The sequence below is a fragment of the Streptomyces fulvoviolaceus genome, assembly GCF_000718165.1.
In the GTDB taxonomy this organism is placed as follows: Bacteria; Actinomycetota; Actinomycetes; order Streptomycetales; family Streptomycetaceae; genus Streptomyces; species Streptomyces fulvoviolaceus.
The window spans coordinates 18,852-41,046 of the sequence record NZ_JOEY01000002.1; the positions used below are offsets into that span (position 1 = coordinate 18,852).

General features: G+C 70.5%; 21 protein-coding genes. 7 read left to right on the top strand and 14 right to left on the bottom strand.

Annotated elements, in window-relative coordinates:
• The first annotated feature begins 6 nt into the window (after positions 1-6).
• The gene (locus tag IG08_RS53845; RefSeq protein WP_158812170.1) at positions 7-1,116 is read left to right on the top strand and encodes a CapA family protein; all 1,110 of its coding nucleotides are present in this window, start codon (positions 7-9) and stop codon (positions 1,114-1,116) included.
• 7 nt (positions 1,117-1,123) lie between these two features.
• Here the strand turns inward: IG08_RS53845 and IG08_RS55620 are convergent, their stop codons facing one another.
• Together IG08_RS55620 and IG08_RS0101970 are read right to left on the bottom strand one after the other, a co-directional pair.
• Positions 1,124-2,146 (bottom strand): hypothetical protein, encoded by a 1,023-nt coding sequence (locus IG08_RS55620; protein ID WP_043452978.1) that lies wholly within the window; start codon positions 2,144-2,146, stop codon positions 1,124-1,126.
• Between the two features lies 1 nt (position 2,147).
• Positions 2,148-2,993 carry an endonuclease/exonuclease/phosphatase family protein gene (locus tag IG08_RS0101970; protein WP_030595366.1) on the bottom strand — a complete coding sequence of 282 codons (846 nt, stop codon included), beginning with the start codon at positions 2,991-2,993 and terminating at the stop codon, positions 2,148-2,150.
• Between the two features lie 110 nt (positions 2,994-3,103).
• On the opposite strand from IG08_RS0101970, the gene IG08_RS0101975 reads away from it, so the two are divergent.
• Positions 3,104-3,496: a nitroreductase/quinone reductase family protein gene (locus IG08_RS0101975; protein ID WP_030595368.1), complete on the top strand. Its 393-nt coding sequence runs from the start codon at positions 3,104-3,106 to the stop codon at positions 3,494-3,496.
• Between the two features lie 100 nt (positions 3,497-3,596).
• On the opposite strand, the gene IG08_RS0101980 is transcribed toward IG08_RS0101975, so the two are convergent.
• From IG08_RS0101980 to IG08_RS0102010, 7 genes are all read right to left on the bottom strand, one after another.
• Positions 3,597-4,139 carry a DUF3455 domain-containing protein gene (locus tag IG08_RS0101980; RefSeq protein WP_030595371.1) on the bottom strand — a complete coding sequence of 181 codons (543 nt, stop codon included), beginning with the start codon at positions 4,137-4,139 and terminating at the stop codon, positions 3,597-3,599.
• 133 nt (positions 4,140-4,272) lie between these two features.
• Entirely contained in the window at positions 4,273-5,724 is a 1,452-nt protein-coding gene (locus IG08_RS0101985; protein ID WP_030595374.1) for an aldehyde dehydrogenase family protein, read from the bottom strand.
• The gene (locus IG08_RS0101990) at positions 5,721-7,454 is read right to left on the bottom strand and encodes an N-acyl-D-amino-acid deacylase family protein (protein ID WP_030595377.1); all 1,734 of its coding nucleotides are present in this window, start codon (positions 7,452-7,454) and stop codon (positions 5,721-5,723) included. Before IG08_RS0101990 ends, IG08_RS0101985 begins: the two co-directional genes overlap by 4 nt.
• 96 nt (positions 7,455-7,550) lie before the next feature.
• Positions 7,551-8,669: an LLM class flavin-dependent oxidoreductase gene (locus tag IG08_RS0101995; RefSeq protein ID WP_078655405.1), complete on the bottom strand. Its 1,119-nt coding sequence runs from the start codon at positions 8,667-8,669 to the stop codon at positions 7,551-7,553.
• Positions 8,670-8,780: 111 nt separating this feature from the next.
• The gene (locus IG08_RS0102000; RefSeq protein WP_030595383.1) at positions 8,781-9,551 is read right to left on the bottom strand and encodes an SDR family NAD(P)-dependent oxidoreductase; all 771 of its coding nucleotides are present in this window, start codon (positions 9,549-9,551) and stop codon (positions 8,781-8,783) included.
• Between the two features lie 12 nt (positions 9,552-9,563).
• Positions 9,564-10,478 (bottom strand): LLM class F420-dependent oxidoreductase, encoded by a 915-nt coding sequence (locus IG08_RS0102005; RefSeq protein ID WP_030595385.1) that lies wholly within the window; start codon positions 10,476-10,478, stop codon positions 9,564-9,566.
• Positions 10,475-11,719 carry an amidohydrolase family protein gene (locus IG08_RS0102010; protein ID WP_030595387.1) on the bottom strand — a complete coding sequence of 415 codons (1,245 nt, stop codon included), beginning with the start codon at positions 11,717-11,719 and terminating at the stop codon, positions 10,475-10,477. Before IG08_RS0102010 ends, IG08_RS0102005 begins: the two co-directional genes overlap by 4 nt.
• Before the next feature lie 220 nt (positions 11,720-11,939).
• Here IG08_RS0102010 and afsR point away from each other — a divergent pair, with 220 nt between their 5' ends.
• Both afsR and IG08_RS60560 read left to right on the top strand, forming a co-directional pair.
• A complete protein-coding gene (afsR, locus tag IG08_RS0102015; RefSeq protein WP_030595389.1) occupies positions 11,940-14,921 on the top strand; it encodes an SARP-family global regulator AfsR in 2,982 nt (993 codons plus the stop codon).
• Between the two features lie 219 nt (positions 14,922-15,140).
• On the top strand, positions 15,141-15,314 hold the full coding sequence (locus IG08_RS60560; RefSeq protein ID WP_199820797.1) for a hypothetical protein: 174 nt from the start codon (positions 15,141-15,143) through the stop codon (positions 15,312-15,314).
• A 155-nt stretch (positions 15,315-15,469) separates the two neighbouring features.
• Here the strand turns inward: IG08_RS60560 and IG08_RS53850 are convergent, their stop codons facing one another.
• Entirely contained in the window at positions 15,470-16,060 is a 591-nt protein-coding gene (locus IG08_RS53850; RefSeq protein WP_043452980.1) for an ATP-binding protein, read from the bottom strand.
• Positions 16,061-16,179: 119 nt separating this feature from the next.
• Between IG08_RS53850 and IG08_RS0102035 the strand changes: the two genes are divergently transcribed.
• The 3 genes from IG08_RS0102035 to IG08_RS0102045 all read left to right on the top strand — a co-directional run bounded on the left by IG08_RS0102035 (position 16,180) and on the right by IG08_RS0102045 (position 18,244).
• Positions 16,180-17,031, top strand: coding sequence for a helix-turn-helix domain-containing protein (locus IG08_RS0102035; RefSeq protein WP_030595396.1), 852 nt, complete (start codon positions 16,180-16,182; stop codon positions 17,029-17,031).
• A complete protein-coding gene (locus IG08_RS0102040; protein ID WP_030595399.1) occupies positions 17,012-17,215 on the top strand; it encodes a DUF397 domain-containing protein in 204 nt (67 codons plus the stop codon). The genes IG08_RS0102035 and IG08_RS0102040 overlap by 20 nt, the downstream gene beginning before the upstream one ends.
• Positions 17,216-17,497: 282 nt before the next feature.
• Positions 17,498-18,244 carry a hypothetical protein gene (locus tag IG08_RS0102045; RefSeq protein WP_234342785.1) on the top strand — a complete coding sequence of 249 codons (747 nt, stop codon included), beginning with the start codon at positions 17,498-17,500 and terminating at the stop codon, positions 18,242-18,244.
• A 341-nt stretch (positions 18,245-18,585) separates the two neighbouring features.
• Here the strand turns inward: IG08_RS0102045 and IG08_RS0102050 are convergent, their stop codons facing one another.
• The 4 genes from IG08_RS0102050 to IG08_RS0102055 all read right to left on the bottom strand — a co-directional run bounded on the left by IG08_RS0102050 (position 18,586) and on the right by IG08_RS0102055 (position 22,101).
• Entirely contained in the window at positions 18,586-19,491 is a 906-nt protein-coding gene (locus tag IG08_RS0102050) for a hypothetical protein (protein WP_158812171.1), read from the bottom strand.
• An 11-nt stretch (positions 19,492-19,502) separates the two neighbouring features.
• Positions 19,503-19,772 carry a hypothetical protein gene (locus IG08_RS59900; RefSeq protein ID WP_158812172.1) on the bottom strand — a complete coding sequence of 90 codons (270 nt, stop codon included), beginning with the start codon at positions 19,770-19,772 and terminating at the stop codon, positions 19,503-19,505.
• Positions 19,773-19,848: 76 nt separating this feature from the next.
• On the bottom strand, positions 19,849-20,076 hold the full coding sequence (locus IG08_RS59905; RefSeq protein ID WP_158812173.1) for a hypothetical protein: 228 nt from the start codon (positions 20,074-20,076) through the stop codon (positions 19,849-19,851).
• A gap of 819 nt (positions 20,077-20,895) precedes the next feature.
• Entirely contained in the window at positions 20,896-22,101 is a 1,206-nt protein-coding gene (locus IG08_RS0102055; RefSeq protein WP_030595407.1) for a glycosyltransferase, read from the bottom strand.
• Positions 22,102-22,195 lie beyond the last annotated feature (94 nt).

Genomic DNA, 22,195 nt, shown 5'->3' on the forward strand with positions numbered 1-22,195 from the left:
CGAGTCGTGCAAGGCGACAGAGACGCCGTGGAAGCGGTACGGCGCGACCCCGACGCCGTCGCCGTCGTACGGGCCGATGCCCTCACCCCCGGCGTCGCCGCGCTCCCCGTCGACGGACGGGACCCTGTGGCCGACCCCCGGCGGTATCCCGTCACCGTCGCCGCAGACACCGAACCCGGACCGGTCGTCACCACCCACTGGGCCGGCGACATCATGCTCGGTCGGCGGGTCGGGGACGAGATCGTCCGGGCCGGTGACCCCGCGCTCCCCTTCAGCCGGACCGCTCACCGACTCGGCGCCGCCGATCTCACCGTCGGGAATCTTGAGTGCACCCTCTCCCGGGCCGGGCCGCCCACCCAGGGCGGGGACTCCTTCGGCGCTGACCCGGCCGTGCTGGCGGGGCTGAAGAAGGCCGGGTTCGACGTGCTCACGCTGGCCAACAACCACCTCGGTGACTTCGGGGTCGAGGCGCTCCAAAACACTGTGCGCATCGCCCAGGACGCGGGGTTCGTCACCACCGGCGCCGGTGCGGATCTGGCCGAGGCGCGGCGCCCGGCGATCGTCCGAGTCCACGGCATCCGTTTCGGGATCCTCGCCTTCAACGCCATCGGGGAGACGCCCGCAGCCCGACCAACGACACCTGGGGTCGTCCAGGTGCGGATGCCGCCCCGGACCGGGCCCCTCGTCCCCTCCGACCTCGCCGCCGTCGAAGCTTCCGTCCGTGCGCTCCGCTCCCGCGTCGACGTCGTGGTCGTATGCCCGCACTGGGGGCAGCAGTACACGCACGAGCCCGTACCCGCTCAACGCACCGTCGCCCGGCGGCTCGTCGACGCCGGGGCGGACGCGGTGATCGCGTCGCATCCGCACTGGGTGCAGGGCATCGAGCACTATCGGGGCTCGCTCGTCGCGCACTCGCTCGGGAACTTCGTCTTCGACATGGAGTTCTCGCCGGAGGTCCGGCAAGGGATCGTGCTGGAGCTCGTGTTCTGGGGCGCGAGGGCGATGGCGGCACGGCCGTTGCCGGTGCGGATCGGGGAACGGTATGTGCCCTACTTCCTCGCCGCCGGCAGCCGAGAAGCACGGGAGATCATCGGCGACATGTACGCGGTCGCGTAGGGACCTCTCACCTGTCGCTGTCGAACGCGATGTGCAGGTGGTCCCGGTGCACCCGGTCCGAGAAGAAGCCCCCGCCGGACAGCAGCCTCGGGCCGCCCACGTTGTACGCGCCGGCCCGCGCCGCCGCCCGCATGAAGCCGTCGATCAGGGTGTCGGGGGTGGCCGGGTCGATCACGGCTCGGCCGTTCACCGCCCATACGTCGAAGGCCCGCATCCTCGTGTGGTCGCTGAGCCGGTTCGTGCCGAAGACGTTGCGCGGGTGGCCGGTGTGGACGACGCTCACGTCGATCTCGTACCGCTCCGCGAGGGTGAGCAGGGCGCGCAGGGGCTTGGGGTGCAGGTGGCCGGCGCGGATGTCGGCTTCGGCGGCGGGCGGGAGGTGGATGCGGTTCCCCTCCCCCACCACCCGCTCGATCAGGTCGCCCGGGCGGGCCAGCGCCCGGGCCGGGCGGGACGGGTGGAGGTCCGTGACCTGCCAGCCCTCCGCCGGCGAACGGGTCATGCGTACGTCGACCGTGGCGCCACCCGTATCCACCGCCCCGTCCGCCGCCCTCGCCCACTGCCGCAGCGGCACGAGGACGCTGGCGCGTGCGCCGACCAGCCCCCCGTACTGCGCGGCGATCACCCGGGCCGTCGCCTCGGGCCCGGCGTCGAGCAGGGGCCGGGCCTGCCGGACGAGGCGCGCGGCGCCGTCCGTCGGCACGCCCCGCACCTCGACGGACCGTTCCAGCGCGGGATCCGGACCCCGTCGGCCGCGCGGCCAGGTACCCAGCGCCTCCAGGAGTCGTACGGCTGACTGTTTGGCCTGCGGCTCGACCTCGGTGCGGGCCAGGGGCCACGGGGAGGCGGAGGGCAGCGGGGGTGTCGGAGACAACTGGGACGGTCGAGACGGTTCACACGTCGGTGTCGGTGATGGGATCTCGGCGCTCGTGTCCGTGGCCTCCGGCTCCCTCTCCCCGTCCGGCGTGCACCCGGCGAGTCCGAGCCCGACGGCGGCCAACAGCAGCGTCCGCCTTGCTGGTTCGGTCACCTCACCAGGGTTCCCCGACGGCCGGGCGGGCTGTCAAGGCGTCGGCGAGGTCGGCGACGACCGCCGCATGGTCCGACGGCCATACGCCGTCCACCGGACCGTCGCCCGCACGGCGTACGGCGCGGACATGGCCGAGGCCGCCGGGGCCGGGCGGGCCGATGTGGATGTAGTCGATCCGGACGGGAGGGCTCACGTGGACGTACGGGTTCGCCGGGTCCCAGGTGGCGGAGGGGGCCGTCGGGTCGGCGTACTCCCAGGCGTCGAGGAAGACCTGGCCGGGTGCGGCGGGGGCCGTCTTGTAGCCGCCGAAGAGCCGGATCTCGTCGGAGTCCGGCCAGGCGTTGAAGTCCCCTGTCACTATCGGGGGGAACTCGGTCCCGTCCCGGTGCTCGGCCACGAACTCCGCCAGCGCGGTGACCTGTTGGCGGCGGAGGGCCGAGGCGTCGGTGGCCGAGGTGAGGTGGGTGGTGAAGAAGGGGACCTCGTACGACGGCGTGGCCAGACGGGCGTAGAGCGCGAGGCGGCCGTCGTCCAGTTCCTCGGGGGCCGGGAGGCGCAGGACGTCCTGCGCGACGACCGGCCAGCGGCTCAGTACCGCGTTGCCCACCTCCACACCCGGGTCGCCGATACGGCGTTGCCAGCGGTCGGACGCCTCAGACGCCGCCCAGGTCCACTGCAGGCCGAGTTCGCCCGCGAGCCACTCGGCGAGGTTCTCGGCGTCGGTCGACCACACCTCCTGCAGCCCGACCACATCCGGGCGCAGCTCCCGCAGTACGGCCAGGATCGCCTTCTGCCGTTCCGCCCAGGAGCCGAATCGCCACCACAGGTTCCAGGTCACCACGCGCATCGCCCCGCCGCCCCTTCGTCCGTCCGGCACCGGCACTGCGACCATTGAAGTCCGCAGTCACCGGCGCCGGGACAGGAACCGGACGACAAGAGACAGGAGTCTCACACGCCATGTCCAGTAACGCCGAGCGCAAATACCGGGCCGTCGCGGCCATTCAGCGCCGCCTCAACCCCGTCATGCGCCGCCTGCCCCTCCAGACCCTCCTGGAGACCACCGGCCGCACGTCGAAGGTGCCGAGGCGAACTCCCGTGGGCGGAAAGCGAGTCGGTGACTCCTTCTGGCTGGTCTCCGAGTTCGGCGAGCGGTCCCAGTACGTCCGCAACATCAAGGCCGACTCCAGGGTCCGGGTGCGCATCCGTGGGCGCTGGCACACCGGTACGGCCCATCTCATGCCGGAGGACGACACCGCCGTACGACTGCGCGGTCTGCCCCTGATGAACAGTGCCGCGGTGCGGACGATAGGGGTCGGGCAGCTGACGGTGCGGGTGGACCTGGACGGCTGAGCGTCGACCGTCCGCCCCTTCTGTTCGGCCTGACGGGCGGCGCGGCGGCGGCTCCCGCCGACTCGGGGCCACCGCCGTGCCGTTCAGTGGGCGGCGAGCGTCACTTCGCCGACTTGTAGAAGGTGTAGGTCGCGGTGTACGGGACGCTGACCTGGTCCGTGCCGGTGCAGGCGGTCGCGGGGGCGACGCCGCCGGTCGTGTTCAGACGCTGTATGTAGGAGACGTCCGCGAAGACGCCGGTGCCCCGGGTGGCGGTGGACTGGAGCAGGAGCTCGGGGATGGTGCCGGTCTTGGGGGAGCTGGCGATGGCCGAGGCGTTCACCGCGCTGCCGTCCACCGTGGACACCCAGACGGGGCCACGGGAGTGGAGGGCGACGGTGCGGCCTCTCTTGTCCGACAGGGTGGCGGCCGGCTCCAGGAGCTTCCAGGCACCGTCGGTGCAGGTGTAGGTCTGCACACCCCGGGCGGCGAGGACTCCGGTCAGTTTGTTGCCGTCGGGCACCTCGAGTGCGGCGGGGACCTTCACGGCGGCGGGTGCCGGGTCCGAGGCGGCGGCGTGACCGGCCGTCGTGCTCAGGAAGGTGCCGGCGGTCGCGGCGGCAAGGGCCGCGGTGGTCAGGGCGAGACGCTTGGCGATCTTCAAGTTCGTTCTCCGGTAAGGTTTTTGACTGTCAGTCAGGGCAACGACATCGATGTCGCCGCCCTCCGCACCGGGACTCTACGGGGCAGTCCGAGGGTTCCAGGGCCGGTTGGCCGAACAGGTGACCCGAAGGCCCTCACCCCGGCCAGACGATCGACTGCACCTCGCTGTAGGCGTGCAGCGCGTACGACCCGCAGTCCCGGCCGACGCCGCTCTTCCGGAAGCCCCCGAACGGCGCCTCCATGTTGCGGCCGACGGTGTTCACACCGACTCCTCCGGCCCGCAGGCGCCGCGCCACCCGGAAGGCGCGGGCCACGTCCACCGACCAGACGTAGTCGATCAGGCCGTAGTCGCTGTCGTTGGCGAGGGCGATGCCCTCCTCCTCGTCGTCGAAGGGCGTCACGGTCACGACCGGCCCGAAGATCTCCTCGCGGACCACCCGCATGTCGGGGCTGCACCCCGCGAGGAGGGTCGGCCCGATGTAGAAACCCCGGTCGGGCATGGGCCGTTCGGCACCCGCGACCACCACCGCGCCTTCCTTGCGGCCCAGTTCGACGTACGACTCCACCCGCTCCCGGTGCGCCGCGGAGATCACCGGCCCGACCACCGTGTCCGGCTCCCGCGGATCCCCCACCTTCAACCGCCCGGCATACCCGGCCAGTTGCTCCACCAGCCGCTCGTACAGGCCCCGCTGCACCAGCACCCGCGTGGGCGCCGTGCAGATCTGCCCGCTGTAGAAGGAGAAGGTGGTCCCGATCCCGGCCACCGCGGACGCCAGGTCCGCGTCGTCGAGGACGACCGCCGCCCCCTTCCCGCCCAGCTCCATCAGCTGCCGCTTCATGCCCCGCCCGCACACCTCGGCGATGCGCTGCCCGACGGCCGTGGAACCGGTGAAGCTGACCATGTCGACGTCGGGCGAGTCCACGACGGCCTCGCCGACCTCCACCGACCGCCCGGAGACGACGTTCACCACCCCGCGCGGCACCCCGGCCGCCTCCAGCGCCTCCGCCATCCGGTAGACGGAGAGGGGGTCCTGCGGGGCGGGCTTCACGACCACCGTGTTGCCCATGGCGAGAGCGGGGGCGATCTTCCCGGCCGGGTTGGCCCACGGGTTGTTGTACGAGGTGATGCAGGTGACGACCCCGACGGGCTGCCGCACGGCCAGCGCGCCCATCACCGCGGCCCTCCCCATCGGCCCGGCCTCGTTGACCTGCGGCGGGATCGCCCACTCGGCGGGCTCCACCCGCGCGTACCGCCGGAACCGGGCGGCGGCCACACCGACCTGCATCCCGCGCGCGGTGCCGGTCGTGGCGCCGGTCTCGGCCTGGGCGAGCTCGGCGTACGGCACAAGGCGGGAGCGGATGATGTCCGCGGCCCGGCCCAGCACGGCCGCCCGTTCCTCCGGCGCCGTACGCGACCACGGACCGAAGGCCTCGCGGGCCGCGGCACAGGCCGCGTGCGCCTGATCCCGCGAGGCCTCCGGCGCCCACCCGACGACTTCCTCGGTGGCCGGGTCGGAAACCTCGTAGTGCCCGCCGTCCGGCTCCACCCACGAGCCACCCACGAACAGCCGCTGTCCATCCGTCACTTGGTGGCCACCGTCCGGGTGTCCGTCCCCGACCGCAGCACCCTGCCCGGTACGGCCCCGCTCACCACGTCGTCCCGGATCGCCTCGACCCCGTTGACCCACACGGCCCGGATCCCGATCGCCTTGGAGTCCAGCCGTGGACTGTCACCCGGCAGGTCGTGCACCAGGGTGGCCGTGCCCGCGGCGATCCGCTCCGGGTCGAAGAGCACCAGATCCGCATGGAAGCCCTCCTGCACCCGACCCCGCTCGCGCAGCCCGAACAGCTGCGCCGGGTCGTCGGTCAGCATCTTCACCGCCTGCTCCAGACTCGCCAGCTTCCGCCCGCGCAGACAGTCACCGATGAACCGGGTCGTGTACGGCGCCCCGCACATCCGGTCCAGATGCGCCCCCGCGTCCGACCCGCCGAGGAGCACGTCCTCGTGCTGCCAGGTCTCGGCGCGCAGCGCCCAGGACGCCGGGTCGTTGTCGGTGGGCATGGGCCACAGCACCGTACGGAGTTCGTCGGCCGCGCAGATCTCGACCAGGCACGCGAACGGCTCCTGCCCGCGCTCGGCCGCGATGTCCGCCACGACCCGCCCGCTCAGCCCACGGTTCGCCTCGCTGTACGTGTCCCCGATGACGTACCGCCCGAAGTTCGTCAGCCGCCGGAAGACGCCCACCTCCTTGGACTGGGAGCGCCGCACCATCTCGGCCTGGACGGACGGGTCGCGCAGTCGCTCGATCCGCTCCGGGACCGGCAGCCCGAGGATCGGCCCCCACCCCGGGATCAGGTTCAGGGCGCAGAAGGTGCCCAGGGACATGTTCATCGGGGTCAGGATCGGCATGGTGAGCGCGACGATCCGGCCGCCGGCCTTCCGGGCCTGCTCGCTGGCGAACAGCTGCCTCGGCACCCGCTCGGGGACGGACGCGTCGACCGTCAGGACGTTCCAGTTCAGGGGCCGCCCCGCCGCCGCGCTCATCTCCACGAACAGCTCGATCTCGGCGTCGCTGAACTGGTCGAGACACCCGGCGACGATCGCCTCGATCTGCGTCCCCTCGTGCTCACCGACGGCTCGCGAGAGGGCCAGCAGCTCGGCGGGCAGGGCATGCCGGGAGGCGACCGGTTCCCCGTCCCCGTCGGAGTGGGTGGTGGACTGAGTGGTGGAGAAACCCCAGGCACCGGCGTCCATGGCGTCGTGGAACAGCCGCAGCATTTCCTGGAGTTGCTCGTCACTCGGCTGCCCACCGACCGCCTCCGGCCCCATCACGTACCGCCGCAGCGCGCAATGCCCCACCATGAAGCCCGCATTGACGGCGATCCGCCCTTCCAGGGCGTTCAGATACTCCCCGAAGGAGTGCCAGCTCCAGGGCGCCCCCTCCTCCAGCGCGACCAGCGACATGCCCTCGACCTTGGACATCATCCGGCGCGTGTAGTCGGCATCGGCCGGCCGCCGCGGGTTGAGCGGCGCGAGGGTGAACCCACAGTTCCCGGCCGCGACCGTGGTGACACCGTGGTTGAGGGAGGGGGTCGCGTACGGGTCCCAGAACAGCTGCGCGTCGTAGTGGGTGTGCGGATCGACGAACCCCGGGGCGAGGACGAGGCCGGTGGCGTCCTCGGTGGTGCGCGATTCGTCGGTGATGCTTTGCTTGATCGCAGCGGTACGGCCGTCTCGTATCCCCACATCGGCCGTGTACGCGGGGGCGCCGGTCCCGTCGACGACGGTTGCGCCTTTGATGACGTGATCAAACATGGACCCTGCCTCCTTGAACTCCGGGTCGGTGTAGATACCTAGGGGTGCGGGGAACTGCGCGACCGGCCACAACGAACCCGCAGCCGCCGTCCGCCCTCAGCCAGCCCTCCGGAACCGCGTAGTCCGATGAACCGGATCCGTATCGATCTTCGGAATCACGTGCTCGCCAATGAGGCGAATGGTCTGGAGGGTCTCCTCCTTGGGCACGCCGACGGGCAACCCGAAGCTGAGCTGATCCGCCCCCGCCTGCTCCCACCGCTTGCACTGCTGGAACACCTCGTCCGGATCCCCACAGATCAACAACTCCTCCTCGATGAGGAGTTCGACGAACTCGGCGTTGTACTCGGGAAGCGTCTCCGGCCACACCGGAAACCCCTCGGGACGAGGAAACGTGTCGTGGTACCGGAACACCAGCGAGGGCAGATAGTGCAGCCCCCCGTTCACGGCAATGGAGATCGCCTCGGCGTGAGTCGGCGCACAGACGGCCGTCGTCGTCACCATCACGTTGTCGTTGACGAAGTCCCCGATCGGCTCGGCGTCCACAACAGCCGTCTTGTACTGCTCCAGCACCCACTCCATGTCGGAGACCTTCTGCACGCTGAAGCCGAGAACCCCCAGCCCCTTCTTCGCGGCCATGGCGTACGACGGCGGCGACCCGGCGGCGTACCACATCGCGGGGTGCGACTTCCCGTACGGCTTGGGGAGGACCTTCCGCGGCGGCAGCTGCCAGTGCTTGCCCTGGAAGCCGACGTACTCGTCCTGGAGCCACATCTTGGGGAACTCGGCGATGGTCTCTTCCCAGATCTCCTTGGTGAAGTTCATGTCGGTGATGCCGGGAAGGAACCCGAGGATCTCGTGCGACCCGGCACCCCGCCCGCTGCCGAACTCGAAGCGGTTCTCGGTGAGATGGTCGAGCATGGCGACCTTCTCGGCGACCTTCACCGGGTGGTTGACCTGGGCAAGGGGGTTGAAGATCCCCGACCCCAGATGAATCCGCTCGGTGGCGTGCGCCAAGTACCCCAGGAACACATCGTTGGCGGAGAGGTGCGAGTACTCCTCCAGGAAGTGGTGCTCGGACGCCCAGGCGTACTTGAAGCCGGACCTGTCCGCCTGGATGACGTACTCGGTCTCCTCCATCAGCGCCTTGTGTTCGGCGAGCGGGTCGGTCTCGGCGCGCTTGCCCACGTATCCCTGTACAAAGAGCCCGAATTCCAAGGAGGTTCACCGTCCCCTGTTGTTTCTGACGATCCGTCAGATTGGCGATCTGCCGCCGACTGTGGCACCGGGCGCCTGCACCGTCAATAGCTGACAACCAGTCAGCTGAGGTCACCCGATCGAAACCCCGGCCAGCCACCCTCCGTCGATCACGAACGGCTGCCCGGTGATGTAGGAGGAGTCGTCGCAGGTCAGGAACAGCGCGAGCGCCGCCACCTCCTCCGGCCGCCCGATCCGCCCGAGCGGCACGACCTTGCGATAGAACCGGTCGAGCCCCCGGGAGGCCTCCTCGCTGTCCATCGCCGGGTCCAGGACGGCCGGGTTGGACATCGCGGTGTCGATGGCCCCCGGGCACATCGCGTTGACCCGGATACCGCGCGGCGCCAGCTCCAGCGCGGCGACCCGGGTGAGCCCGAGGATCGCGTGCTTGGTGGCGGCGTAGGCACCCACGCCCGCCATCCCCGTCACCCCGGTGTAGGAGGCGGTGTTCACGATCGTCCCGCCATCGGACATCCGGGGCGCCACGGCCTTGATACCGAGGAAGCAGCCGACCTGATTGACGTTGACGATCTTCATGAACTCGTCGAGGGGCGTGTCGAGAAGGGCGTTGAAGCGCAGGATCCCGGCGTTGTTGACGAGCCCGTCGACACGGCCGTGGGCGTCGATCACCGACTGCACAGCGGCCCGCCAGTCGTCCTCCCGGCTCACGTCGAGATGGACGTACAGCGCACCGATCTCCTGAGCCAGCCCCCGCCCCTGATCGTCGAGCACATCCGCCACGACGACCTCGGCGCCCTCCTCCCGGAACAGCCGGGCCTCCTGCTCCCCCTGCCCGCGCGCCGCGCCGGTGACGAGGACGACGCGTCCGTCCAGCTTGCCCATGCGGCGGTCTCCTTAGAGGTGGGGGCCTATCCGGTCACCGAACGCGGCCATCTGGTCGGTGAGTTCGGCACGGCTGCGACTGCGGAAGCGCACCTGGATCTGGTGGACGCCCATCGCGCGGTAGGCGCGCAGGGACTCGGCGAGCGCGTCGGGCGGGCCGGTGAGCGTACGGCGGCCGACGTCCCAGTCGGGCGTGCCGACGTAGAGCGGCTCGGCGATGGCGCCGATGGCGAACGGCCCCTGAATGGAGGCCTTTTCTCTGATGTCCCGGATCCGCTCGATCTGCGCGGGCAGCCGGTCCCGCGGATCGCCCTGCGGCAGCCAGCCGTCGCCCTTGAGCGCGGCCCGGCGTACGGCAGGGGGCGACGAGCCGCCGACCCAGAGCGGGACCTGGGTCTGTGCGGGGCGGGGCCGCTGGCCGAGGCCCTCGAAGTCGTAGAGCTTGCCGTGGTGTTCGGGGAACTCCTCGGGGCCGAGGGCCGCTTTGAGGGCGTCGATGGACTCGTCGAGTACGGCCCCGCGCTGCCGGAAGTCGACCCCGAGCGCCTCGAACTCCTCCTGTACGTGCCCCGCGCCGACGCCGAGGACCAGCCGCCCCCCGCTGAGGTGATCGAGGGTGGCGTACTGCTTGGCGGAGAGGAGGGGATGCCGTAGCCCCACGACGGCCACATGACTGAGCAGCCGCACCCGCTCGGTCACGCCCGCCAGGAAGGCGAGGGTGGCGACGGGGTCGTACCAGACCGTGCTCATCGCGGGCGCGAGGCGGCGTGGGATGGCGACGTGGTCGCAGGTGGCGACGTAGTCGAAGCCCGCGCGTTCGGCGGCGCGGGCGATCTCGACGAGGTCGTCGGGACCGGCGCCGGCCTCCCAGGGTTCGGCGTAGATCGTGGACTGGGACTGGACGGGGAGCTGGATGCCGTACTTCATGCGCCGGTCCACAGTCCCTCGGAGGTGAGGCCCAGCAGCTCGATGGCATTGCCTCGTACGATCCGCTCGACCACGTCCGCGTCCAGGTGCCCCATCTGCGCCTCACCGACCTCCCTGGACTTCGGCCAGGTGGAGTCGGAGTGGGGGTAGTCGGTCTCGTAGAGGACGTTCCCGATCCCGATGTCGTCGAGGTTGCGGAGGCCGAAGGCGTCGTCGAAGAAGCAGCCGTAGACATGCTCGGTGAAGAGTTCGGACGGCGGGCGGTGGACCTTGTCGGCGACGCCGCCCCAGCCGCGGTTCTCCTCCCACACCACGTCGGCGCGTTCGAGGATGTAGGGGATCCAGCCGATCTGCCCCTCGGCGTACATGATCCTGAGGTTCGGGAAGCGCTCGAACTTGCCGCTCATCAGCCAGTCCACCATCGAGAAACAGCAGTTGGCGAAGGTGATGGTGGAGCCGACGGCGGGCGGGGCGTCGGCGGAGGTGGACGGCATGCGGCTCGACGAGCCGATGTGCATCGCGATGACCGTGCCGGTCTCGTCGCACGCGGCGAGGAAGGGGTCCCACTCGTCGGTGTGGACGGAGGGCAGGCCGAGGTGCGGGGGTATCTCGGAGAAGGCGACGGCACGGACGCCGCGGGCGGCGTTGCGCCGCACCTCCGCCGCCGCCAACTCGGCGTCCCAGAGGGGGATGAGGGTGAGGGGGATGAGGCGTCCCTGGGCCGCCGGGCCGCACCACTCCTCCACCGTCCAGTCGTTGTAGGCCTGGATGCAGAGGAGCCCGAGCTCGTGGTCCTTGGCCTCGGTGAAGGTCTGGCCGCAGAAGCGGGGGAAGGTCGGGAAACAGACGGCGGACTGGACGTGGTTGACGTCCATGTCGGCGAGGCGCTGCGGGACGTCGTACGACCCCGGGCGCATCTGCTCGTAGGTGATGACCTCCAGCTTGATCTCGTCCCTGCTGTAGCCGACAGCGGTGTCGAGGCGGGTGAGGGGCCGCTTCAGGCCCTCGTACACCCACCAGTCGCCGAGGGGGCCGTCGTCGCTGCCGGGGGTGCCCATGACGGGCCGGAAACGGCCGCCGAGGAAGGTCATCTCCTTCAGTGGCGCGCGGACTATGCGGGGGCCGGTGTCGAGGTACTTCTTCGGGAGGCGGTTCTGCCAGACGTCGGCGGGCTCAACGGTGTGGTCGTCGACGGAGATGATCTTCGGAAATGCCGCGTTGGTCTCCAAGTTGGTCTCCATGGCGCCCACGGTAGCGCCGATCTGACGACCCGTCAGCTATGCGGGCGGAGGCCGGCCCTGGTCGTTCCTGTGCGGTTGTGTGCGAGGCCAGGTGTGGGGCTTGCGTGAGGGCCTTGTGATATCCCGCGCGTCTACCTGTGATCACGCTCTCCACAGCTGACGCATCTGCCATGAACAAGGCAAACTGGCGGTGTTGTAAACAGGCCCTAGGGGGACGGCGATGGACGGTGTACCGCGAGTGCCAGAGGTGCCGCGCGTGCCGGAGCAGAGGCGTCCCGGCTCGTCGACCGATACGGCGGAGCCGGCGGCGGCCCTGCGCTTCAGCGTGCTCGGACCGGTGCGCGCCTGGCGCGACGAGGAGTCACTGAACACCGGTTCTCCCCAGCAACGCGCCCTGCTCGCCGCCCTGCTGCTGCGCGAGGGCCGCACCGCGACCGCCGCCGAGCTGATCTCCGCCCTGTGGGGCGAGGAGCCCCCGGACCAGGCCCTGGCCGCGGTGCGCACATACGCCTCCCGGCTCCGGAAGGTCCTGGACCCCGGCGTCCTGGTCAGCGAGTCCGGCGGCTACGCCATCCGCGGCCTGCGCGAGGGCGCCCTGGACCTGGCGACGGCCCAGGACCTGGCGACGGAGGCGGAGAAGGCGAAGAACGCCGGGGATCTGTGCCACGCGCGTGACGTCCTCGGGCGCGCCCTGGCCCTGTGGGACGGCGAGGTGCTGGCGGGGGTGCCGGGCCCGTACGCGGAGGCCCAGCGGGTCCGCCTCGAGGAGTGGCGGCTCCAACTCCTGGAGACCCGCCTGGACATGGACCTGGAGCAGGGCTGCCACGCGGAGGCCGTGTCGGAGCTGACGGCGCTGACGGCGGCGCACCCCCTGCGGGAGCGGTTGCGCGAGCTGCTGATGCTGGCGCTGTACCGCAGCGGCCGGCAGGCGGAGGCGCTGGCGGTGTACACGGACACGCGGCGCCTGCTGGCGGACGAACTGGGCGTGGACCCGCGGCCGGGCCTGCGGGAGCTCCAGCAGCGCATCCTGCAGGCGGACCCGGGCCTGGCGGAACCGTCGGCCCCGCGCGCCGAGCCTGCCGCGGCCCCGGTCCGCCCGGCACAACTCCCGGCCACGGTCCCGGACTTCACCGGCCGCGCGGCCTTCGTCTCGGAGCTCGGCGAGGTCCTGGCCTCGGCGGAGGGCCGCGTGATGGCGGTCTCGGCGCTGGCGGGGATCGGCGGCGTGGGGAAGACGACCCTCGCGGTCCATGTGGCCCACCAGGCCCGATCGGCCTTCCCCGACGGGCAGTTGTACGTCGACCTCCAGGGTGCGGGGTCGAGGGCGGCGGAACCGGAGACGGTGCTGGGGGCGTTCCTGCGCGCCCTCGGCACGGCGGACTCGGCGATCCCCGACTCGCTGGAGGAGCGGGCGGCGCTGTACCGGTCGGTGCTGGACGGCCGTCGGGTGTTGGTGTTGCTGGACAACGCGCGGGACGCGGCCCAGGTACGTCCGCTGCTGCCGGGGACCGAGGGCTGCGCGGCGCTGGTGACGTCACGCGTCCGCATGGTGGATCTCGCCGGGGCCCATCTGGTCGACCTGGACGTGATGTCCCCCGAGGAGGCACTCCAGCTCTTCACGAAGATCGTGGGTGAGGAGCGGGTCGGCTCGGAGCGGAAGGCCGCGCTGGACGTCGTCGCGGCCTGCGGCTTCCTGCCGCTGGCGATCCGCATCGCCGCGTCCCGGCTCGCGGCCCGCCGTACGTGGACGGTGTCGGTGCTCGCGGCCAAGCTGGCCGATGAACGGCGTCGCCTGGACGAGCTGCAGGCCGGTGACCTCGCCGTCAAGGCCACCTTCGAGCTGGGATACGGCGCCCTGGAGCCGGCCCAGGCCCGCGCGTTCCGGCTGCTGGGCCTGGCGGACGGCCCGGACATCTCGCTGGCGGCTGCGGCGGCCGTACTGGACCTGCCCGTCGAGGACACCGAGGACCTGCTGGAGTCCCTGGTGGACACGTCGTTGCTGGAGTCGGCGGCGCCCGGCCGGTACCGGTACCACGATCTGGTGCGGCTGTACGCGCGGTCCTGCGCGGAGCGGGACGAGTGGCCGCCGAGCGATCGGGGGGCGGCGCTCTCCCGGTTGCTGGACTTCTACCTGGCCACGGTCGCGGGGGTCTATCTGATCGAGCGGCCCGGGGACCGGCTGGTGGATCCTCTGGCCACGCCGGGATATCCGGGGCTGAGGTTCTCGGACCGGCACGCGGCGCAGGACTGGCTGTACGCCGAGGCGGTCTCCCTGCTGGCCTGCGTGCGGCAGTCCGCTCAGCCCGACACACTCCGGCGCGCCGTCGACGTGCTGTGGGCGGCGGTCGACCTGGCCGAGTCGGGCACGAACTCCAAGGAGTACGAGGCGGTCGCCGCCCGCCTGCAGGAGGTCGCACACGAGGAGAAGGACCCGCGCGCGGAGGCCCGGGCCCTGATCACCCTGGCGTACGCCCACAGCGTCACGGGCCGCTTCGACCTCGCCGACGAGGAAGCCGGCCAGGCCCGCGAACTGACCACCGCCTCCGACGATCCGCTGGCCAGCTGCTGGTCGTCGAACGTCGGTGGCGCGGTCGCGATGTACCAGGGCCGGTACGAGGACAGCGAACAGCACTTCATCCGTGCCATCGAGAACTTCCGTGCCGTGGGGGACCGCCCGGGAGAGGCGAGCGCCCTGTGCAACCTGTCGCGCACCCACCTCGCCACCGACCGCACCCGCAGCGCGGTGGCCATGGCCCAGCAGGGCACGGCGATGTACGACGACATGGGGCACGCGCTGAAGGGGGCCAACGGCCGCTACGCGCTCGGCCTCGCCCTCACCCGGAGCGGGAAGCTGGCCGAGGCGACCGAATGCCTCCAGCAGGCACTCCGGGTGTTCCAGGACAGCCGGCAGCGCCTCTGGGAGGGGATGACCGTCTTCCGCCTCGCCGAGCTCGACCTCACGGCCGGGCGTCCGGCGCAGGCGGCGGCCAACGCCGAGATGGCGCTGACGCTGCTGCGGGGCATCGGCGGGGACTGGCGGCACGGCAACGTCCTGACGGTGCTCGGACGCGCCCTCAACTCGATCGGCCAGCTCGGCCGGGCCCAGGTGTGCTGGCGGGAGGCCCTCGACATCTTCGAGGGCCTCAAAGCGCCGGAAGCGGACGAGGTCAGGGGCCTGCTCAACCCGGCGGCGGTCGCCTGAACCCGCTCGTCGGGCCCGCCGGGGGGCGGCGTTCATCGTTCGTTTATCGCGGCCCGGCACTCTCGTTTCGTGTCGGGCCGTCGCGTCGGGGGGCAGACGGAACGGCACCTGGCCGGCCCTTAAAGTGAACCGGCCTCAAGATCTGTCCGGCAGTCCTCGGGGGAGTTGCCGGGCAGATCTTGGTCATCCATCGCACAACACTTCAGGGGAGAGCGCGAGATGAGCGACGAGACCAGCACCGACAACATCCACGTCACGGACGAGCCGACCACCGAGGCCGACGCCTCCACGGACAACATCCACGTCACGGACGAGCCGACCACGGCGACCGCCAAGGCCACCGGCACGGATGTCGGCACGGACAACATCCACGTCACGGACGAGGACGCCTGACCCTTCTCGCACGGGGATCGGCCGCGGTGGCGCGGAGGGGGAGCCACCGCGGCCGAGGTATGTCCGGAGTCAGAGTGCGACGACCCGGACTGCCTCTCCGCACAACTTCGTCATGTCGTCTTCGTCGGACGTGTAGAGCACGGCGTGCCCACCCCTCACTCCGCCTCCGCCAGCTCGCACCACACCGTTTTGCCCGCCACCCCCTGCTCCACGCCCCATCGCACGGCGACCGCGTCGAGCAGGGCGAGTCCGCGACCGGCCTCGTCGTCGCCCGTGGCGTGCAGGAGGACGGGGAGAGCCCGGGCATCGGGGTCGGTGACCTCGACGCGGATCCGGCCGCCGTCCACGCGGGCCACCCGCACCCGCACCGGCACCCCCTCCCCCACGTGCCGGATCACGTTGGCGACGAGCTCGGTGACGCACAGCTGGACGTCGGCACAGGGCTCGCCCAGATGCCGGCGTACGGCGCGACGCAGGCCCGGGACCGCTTCGGGGGCGGCGAGAAGGTCGAGGTCCAGAACCCCGCGCCCCCGCAGGACGGCCAGCAGTCTGCGCGCCGTCGCGGTGTTGCAGTTGCCGAGTGCGACCAGTCCCGCCGGAGGCCGGTACGTACCGGCGAAGCCCGGCAGGTCCACGCGGAGGGACGGCAGCGTGATGCCGTGTGCGGCGAGGGCGTCGCGGAGTTCCTCGACGCAGAGGGTTGTGTCGTAGACACCGTGGGGCTGGGTGGGGGGATGTGGAGGCACGGTTCCGGGGGCCTTCCTGTGCGTTCTGTGATGAATCAGTCACACAGTGGCGTGAAGCCGCGTACCGTAAAAGGGCTTTCGACTACGCAAGCGCAACTGGCAAACGGCGGTGATGAGTTGTGCCCCCACGTAAGGATCCCGACGCGTCCGCGAACGTCCCCTCCTTCTACGGCGCCGAGTTGCGCTACCAGAGGGAGCTGGCGGGGCTGACGCTGGAGCAACTGGCGGAGGGCAGCTTTCACGGCGTCCCGTTCCTGAGCCAGATCGAGCGCGGTGAGCGGCGGATGCCGCTGGATCTGGCCCGGCATGTGGACCAAGTACTGCGCACCGACGGGTTTTTCAAGCGGCGTTGTGAAGACGCCCGCAAGGCACGGCAGTCGGGGCACGCGGAGTACTTCGCCGATGTGGCGGAGATGGAGCAGCACGCGGAGACCATCGAGGACTGGGCCCCGATGATCCTGCCCGGCCTGCTGCAGACGGCGCCCTACGCTCGGGTGATCGTGCGAGCGGCCATGCCCCGGGCCTCGGACGAGGAGGTCGAGAAGCTGGTGGCCGCCCGGATCGGACGCGCCAAGCTCTTCACCTCGAAAAACCCGCCCAAGTTCTGGGCGATCATCCACGAGTCCCTGATCCGCCGCGCCGCTCTTCCCCCCGAGGAGATGGCGGAACTGCTGGAGCACATCGCGGGGCTGGTCCGGACCACGCACTCCATTCTGCAGATCGTCCCGGAAACATCCACCACGCACCCGTTCATGATGGGCATGACCAGGATCATGACCTTCGCGGACGCCCCTCCCGTCGTGTACACCGAGAGCCTGCACAGCGGCCAACTCATCGACTATCCGGCGCTCGTGAAGCAGTACCGGGAGTCGTACGATCTGCTCAGGGCCGCCGCACTGTCGCCTGAGGCGTCCCTGTCGATGATCGAGACTGCGGCAGAGGACTATCGAAATGGCAAGCCACGAGATTGACTTCGGCACCGCAAGGTGGCGCAAGAGCAGCTACAGCAACGGCACCGGCGGCGAATGCGTCGAGGTGGCCGCCGGCCACCCCGGCATCACGCCCGTCCGCGACTCGAAGAAGGCCCAGAACGGCCCCGTACTCCTCTTCCACTCCCCCGCCTGGACCACCTTCCTCGCTTCTCTGAAGCGCTGAGGGGGCCCCGGGACGGGGTTGTCCACAGGCCGCCAGGAGCGCCGGGAATTCTGCGATCTTGGCGGTGTGGAAGAGCGGAAGGCATTGTGGGAACTGGCCGAAGGGGGCGTGCTGCTCACTTCCCGCGCCCTCGAATCCGGTTGGCCCGGGCGGAGTCTCACCCGGGCCCTCAGGGCGGAGGGCTGGAGCCCACTCCAGAAGGGTGCCTGGGCCGCACCGGGACAGGGGCCGGGCCTCCTCACTCGGCTCAGGGCGGTTCAGCTGCTCAACCCTCGGCTCGTCGTGAGCCACCGTTCCGCCGCCGCTCTCTGGCGGATCGAGATGCTCGGCCGGGCTGACGGAGCGCCGCTGGAGTTCACCGACTCCTCGCTCAGCTTCCGCGGCACGGCCAAGGACGTACGCGTACACCGCCTCCCGCTGGCCCCGGAGGACGTGGCGAGTCGGAAAGGCCTGCGGTTCACGGGAGCCGCGCGGACCGTCGCCGATCTGCTGCGCACAGGGCCGAGGGACGACGCCCTCGTCTCCCTGGAGTCGGCGCTCACCTACCGCCGGGTGGGCAGGGCCCGACGGGCTCCGCTTGTCGACGTCGGCAGGATCACCGCGGCGCTCGCGCTCCCTCTACATGGGTCGGCAAGAGCGCGCCCTTGGCTCCCGCTGTGTGACCCGCACTCCGGATCGCCGGCCGAGACCATCGCCCGCCTGCGCATGCTCGACGCCGGGCTCCGGCCCGAAAGCCAGGTCGAGCTCATCACCCGGGACGGGCGCCAGGTCTTCCTCGACTTTCTCTTCCGGGCCGAGGGCCTGGCCGTCGAGATCGAGGGCTACGCCTACCACGGCACCCGCGAGGCCCACCGCCGAGACGTCGCCCGCTTCAACCGGGTCCTGCAGTGCCCGGAAGTACGCCATCTGCTGCGCGTCACGGCCGAGGATGTCTTCCATCGCCCCGATGAGATGATCCGGCAGATCCGCGCCGGACTCACGGCCACCGGAGCTGGGGCGCCGACTGTCGGCGTCGGGCAACGGCACTGAAGAAGCCGCGTACTTCTGTTCCGTCCCTCCCCGTCGGAGGGGGCTGCACGTCCTCGGCGATTTCACGTGACCGTTGGGCCACTCGCTTCTTGGCCAGTGTCGCGCTTCCGCGAGGGAGGAGCGAGCGAGCGGCCCGGAAAGACGCGGGGCCCAGGCAGGTTTACCTTGAGGTGGATTGCCTCGCGGACCGGCGCTGACGGGCGCGCTCGCGCCTCGCCAGCACGCCGGGCAGGATCAGTGTGCTGTCCAGGATGGGGACCACACGGAAAACGATGATCGATAGCCCGGGTCACCCGCACCGAGGCGTGGGGCGACGCACACTGCTCATTGGGCTACGGGATTCAGTCCTCCCACCCTTCGCCGGACTGGCGGGCGAACACCTTGCCATCCGGCTTGAGCCTGTAGTCCAAGTCGTAGTACCAGACATCGGTGACGTTGCCGAATTCCTCGATGACGAACGGCTTTCCCTTGTTGTTGATCTCCTGCGTGCCGTTCTTACCCGCCGTCACGAACTTCGCGGTGATCTTCCACTCGCATAGCCGACCCTTTCGTGCCGTGCTCGCCTTGACTTTGAGGGGAGAAGCAGCGTCAGAGAAGGACAGGCTCTCGTTGCGCACAGAGGCATACAGTTTCGGCGGCGCGGAAGGATCCTCGCTTTGGATCCACGCCTTGGGCGGGTGTTCGTCAAGGTTGAAGCTGATATCCCCCACACTGATGCCGCCGGCCATGGCCAAAGTGATGAAGGTGACCGCCTTCGATGCCCGGCAGCTGGAGACCTCGGCCTCGAAGTCCGTGACGGTGACCTTGTCGCCCGTCGTTCCAGTGAGTTGCATCGCGAAGTTCGTTTCCCCCTGCAGGGCAGGGCGGGCGCCGATGCCGTGCAGGAACTCGCGGAACTGCTTGTCCGTCCGCTTACCGTCGGGGGTGTAAAGGCCCTTGCCGAGCTCTTGAAGGGTCGTGACCTCGTCCGCTGTGAGCTTGCGATCCAGCGCCCAACTGAACTCTTCCTTGTCCTGAACCCGATAGCTGTACTCCATGTCCACGCTGAAGACGTCCTCGTTCTTGGCCATCTTGTCTTCGGCGCTCGGCTTCTCGCTTTCTCCGCAATTGACGTTATGGCTCTCGAAGATGACACATCTGCTGTCTTGCACCTTGTTGGATGTCGATGGCTCCTCGCCTTGGCAAGCCGCCGTGACCAGAACAGCAGACAGCGCCAGCGCGGTGCACTGTGCCGTGGTACGCCTCATCAGTACCCCGCCTACTTCTCAGTGCAGGTGTAGTTGTTCGCTCCGCCAACAACAATGCATTCACTGTCGGTGATGGTCGTGTCGCCTTCCTTGGGCGAATTGTCGTTGAGCACGAGAGGGATGAGTGCAATGCCCGCGGCTACAACAACTCCAGCTGCTCCGACAATCGCGGCTTTGACCGTGTTGCTCTGCCGGGTGTACCAGTTGCCGCCGCCGGGAACGGGAGGCTGCGAAGGCGGCTGTCCGGGCGGCGCGGGAGGCGGTGTCGGCGCGTTGCTCATGGGGCCCCCGTTGCGACGATTGTGTGGCATGTCGTGGCGACATCCTGGCCAATTGGGTAGGACCCGTCAAACCCGACTAAAGATCGGCATATGCCCTGCCGATGAGGGCCCGCAGGGTCAGGACGACTTCGGCTCCAGGGACGGTCCACCGGCTGCCGGTGATGTCGAGTCGGTCGGCCACCAGATGACGTGCCGCCCCTTCGACGATGCCGCTGACGATCGGCCATCCGGCCGCGACACCATCGCCGCCACCAAGACCACGTCCCAGGACACGACGATCCGCCCCTCCGACCACGAACAGCAACGGCGCACGGCATCACCAGCTCACTGCAGAAGAGCCACACCCAAACGCACCCCCACCTCACCAGCACGCCGGGCAGGCTCAGCGGCGAACCGCCGGTGGGGTGCGAGGTGCATACCGGCGAGGTGGCGGCACGCCGGGCGGGCGGGCAAGCGTGGCGGCGAGCCGCCGGTGTGTGGGACGCACAGGCGAAGTCACGCGTGCCGGGGCGGCGAAGCGGCTTGCGGCCCTGGATTCCGGCCGAAAAGCCGGAAGGGGAGCAGTAGAGCCAAGAGCCAGTCACAAGGGCCAGGGGATGCGGCTGGGCCCAGCCCAAATGCTGCCCAAACGCTCCAATTACCAGGTGAGAATCCTTGGAGCGTCGGTCGACCGGTTGGGCGAGGCGCGCTCCGCAATAGGCGGTGGGCGGTCTCCTGCCACCCACCCACCGCTCACCGTTCGCTCGCCGCCAAGCCCACCCGGCGTGCCGCCACCCCGCCTACGCGCCCCCCAGCTGTTCGCCGCCAAGCCCACCCGGCGTGCCGGCGAGGCGCGAGCGCGCACCGCGAACCCCGGGCGGCAACGCAGCCGACGGTGACCGCAAACCTGCCCAGCCACCCGTCTTTCCGGGCCGCTCGCTCGCTTCTCCCTCGTGCTGGAGCGAGCCGAGTCAAGGGTTGGCCGCAGGCCGCTCGGCGTAGCCGACGCGGAACGCAGTGGAGCGCCCTTTACTCGGCTCGCGGAAGCACGACACTGGCCAAGAAGCGAGCGGTCCAACGGGGACTCCGCAAGCCTGCGCTCACACCACGCCCCCCGACCCCGATCAGCAGAAACAAGAACGGCTCACGCGTCCAGCAGCATCCTCGCCGCCACCGTCGCCCCGTCGGTGCGCATCGTGCCGGCCAGCGTCTTCGCCCGTACGCGGGTCTCGGGTGTCAGGGCCGTGGTGAGCGCGGCGGACAGGGAGTCCGCGGTCGGCGTCGGGCCCTCGTGCGCCGCGCCGATCCCCAGCTCGGCCACCCGCCTCGCCCAGTACGGCTGGTCGGCGATCCGGGGGACCACCACCTGGGGCGCGCCGGCCAGGGCCGCCGCAGTCGTCGTACCCGCGCCGCCGTGGTGCACGACGGCGGCCACCCGGGGGAACAGTGCCTGCTGGTTGACCTCGCCCACGACGAAGCAGTCGTCGGCGTCGTCGACCGGGGCCAGGCCGGCCCAGCCGCGGGCGAGGAGTACGCGGCGGCCGAGCGCGCGGCTCGCTTCCGTGGCCGCTCGGGCGATGTCCTGCGGGGCGTACGCGGCCATGCTGCCGAAGCCCACGTACACCGGGGGTGCGCCCGCGTCCAGGAACGCCTCCAGCTCCTCCGGGAGCGGACGGTCGTCGGGCAGGATCCACGCGCCGGTCTGCACGACGTCGAGGTCCGTCCTGCCCTGGGCCGGCCACAGCGTCGGGTCCGCCGCCAGCCACGGCCGGCCGGTGAGGACGTGGTCGCGGACGTTGTCCACCGGCGGCAGGCCGATCGCCGCCCGATTGCTGTTGAGCGCCTCGCCGTACAACGCGTTCACCCGCTGGGCGTCCTGCTCCCACAGCACCCGGTTGTCGGTCTCGCCCTCCGGTGACGGCGTGCCCGGCCGCTGCCCCGGAGGGAAGTGCCGCGACGGCAGCCCCAGGGTGTGGAAGCACGCGAGCACGTAACGGATGCCCAGTTTCTCGGCCACGTCCCGGGCGCCGGCCGGCATCAGGCCGGTCGCCAGCAGCGCGTCGCAGCCCTCGGCCGCCGCGGTGAACGTCTTGAACCGTGCCGCGACCAGCTCGGGAGCGAGCCGGAACGCGTCCTCGCGCGTCGGTGGCTTCGGGCCGGCGACCAGCGAGCGCACCGACGGGCCGAGCGGCACCAGCTCCACGCCGACCCGCGCCAGCAACTCCGCGAACTCCTCGTCCGGCGGCGCGCACACCCGTGCCTGCGCGCCCAGTTCGCGTAACGCCACCGCCAGTCCCGCCAGCGGTTCGACATCTCCGCGCGATCCCCATGTCGTCAGCAACACACGCATTTCGCGACTCCCGTTTCCGCAGGTCCTGCCCTTCGGCCGCTGATTCTGCGGGACAAACGGGGTCTTGCCGCAAGCCCCCCGGTGGGGTATAGCT

Coding starts and splice junctions, on each gene's coding strand:
- IG08_RS0101970 (WP_030595366.1), bottom strand. CDS start 2,993: ATGCGCGTGGTGACCTGGAACCTGTGGTGGCGATTCGGCTCCTGGGCG.
- IG08_RS0101975 (WP_030595368.1), top strand. CDS start 3,104: ATGTCCAGTAACGCCGAGCGCAAATACCGGGCCGTCGCGGCCATTCAG.
- IG08_RS0101990 (WP_030595377.1), bottom strand. CDS start 7,454: ATGTTTGATCACGTCATCAAAGGCGCAACCGTCGTCGACGGGACCGGC.
- IG08_RS0102000 (WP_030595383.1), bottom strand. CDS start 9,551: ATGGGCAAGCTGGACGGACGCGTCGTCCTCGTCACCGGCGCGGCGCGC.
- IG08_RS0102005 (WP_030595385.1), bottom strand. CDS start 10,478: ATGAAGTACGGCATCCAGCTCCCCGTCCAGTCCCAGTCCACGATCTAC.
- IG08_RS0102010 (WP_030595387.1), bottom strand. CDS start 11,719: ATGGAGACCAACTTGGAGACCAACGCGGCATTTCCGAAGATCATCTCC.
- afsR (WP_030595389.1), top strand. CDS start 11,940: ATGGACGGTGTACCGCGAGTGCCAGAGGTGCCGCGCGTGCCGGAGCAG.
- IG08_RS60560 (WP_199820797.1), top strand. CDS start 15,141: ATGAGCGACGAGACCAGCACCGACAACATCCACGTCACGGACGAGCCG.
- IG08_RS0102040 (WP_030595399.1), top strand. CDS start 17,012: ATGGCAAGCCACGAGATTGACTTCGGCACCGCAAGGTGGCGCAAGAGC.
- IG08_RS0102050 (WP_158812171.1), bottom strand. CDS start 19,491: ATGAGGCGTACCACGGCACAGTGCACCGCGCTGGCGCTGTCTGCTGTT.
- IG08_RS59900 (WP_158812172.1), bottom strand. CDS start 19,772: ATGAGCAACGCGCCGACACCGCCTCCCGCGCCGCCCGGACAGCCGCCT.
- IG08_RS0102055 (WP_030595407.1), bottom strand. CDS start 22,101: ATGCGTGTGTTGCTGACGACATGGGGATCGCGCGGAGATGTCGAACCG.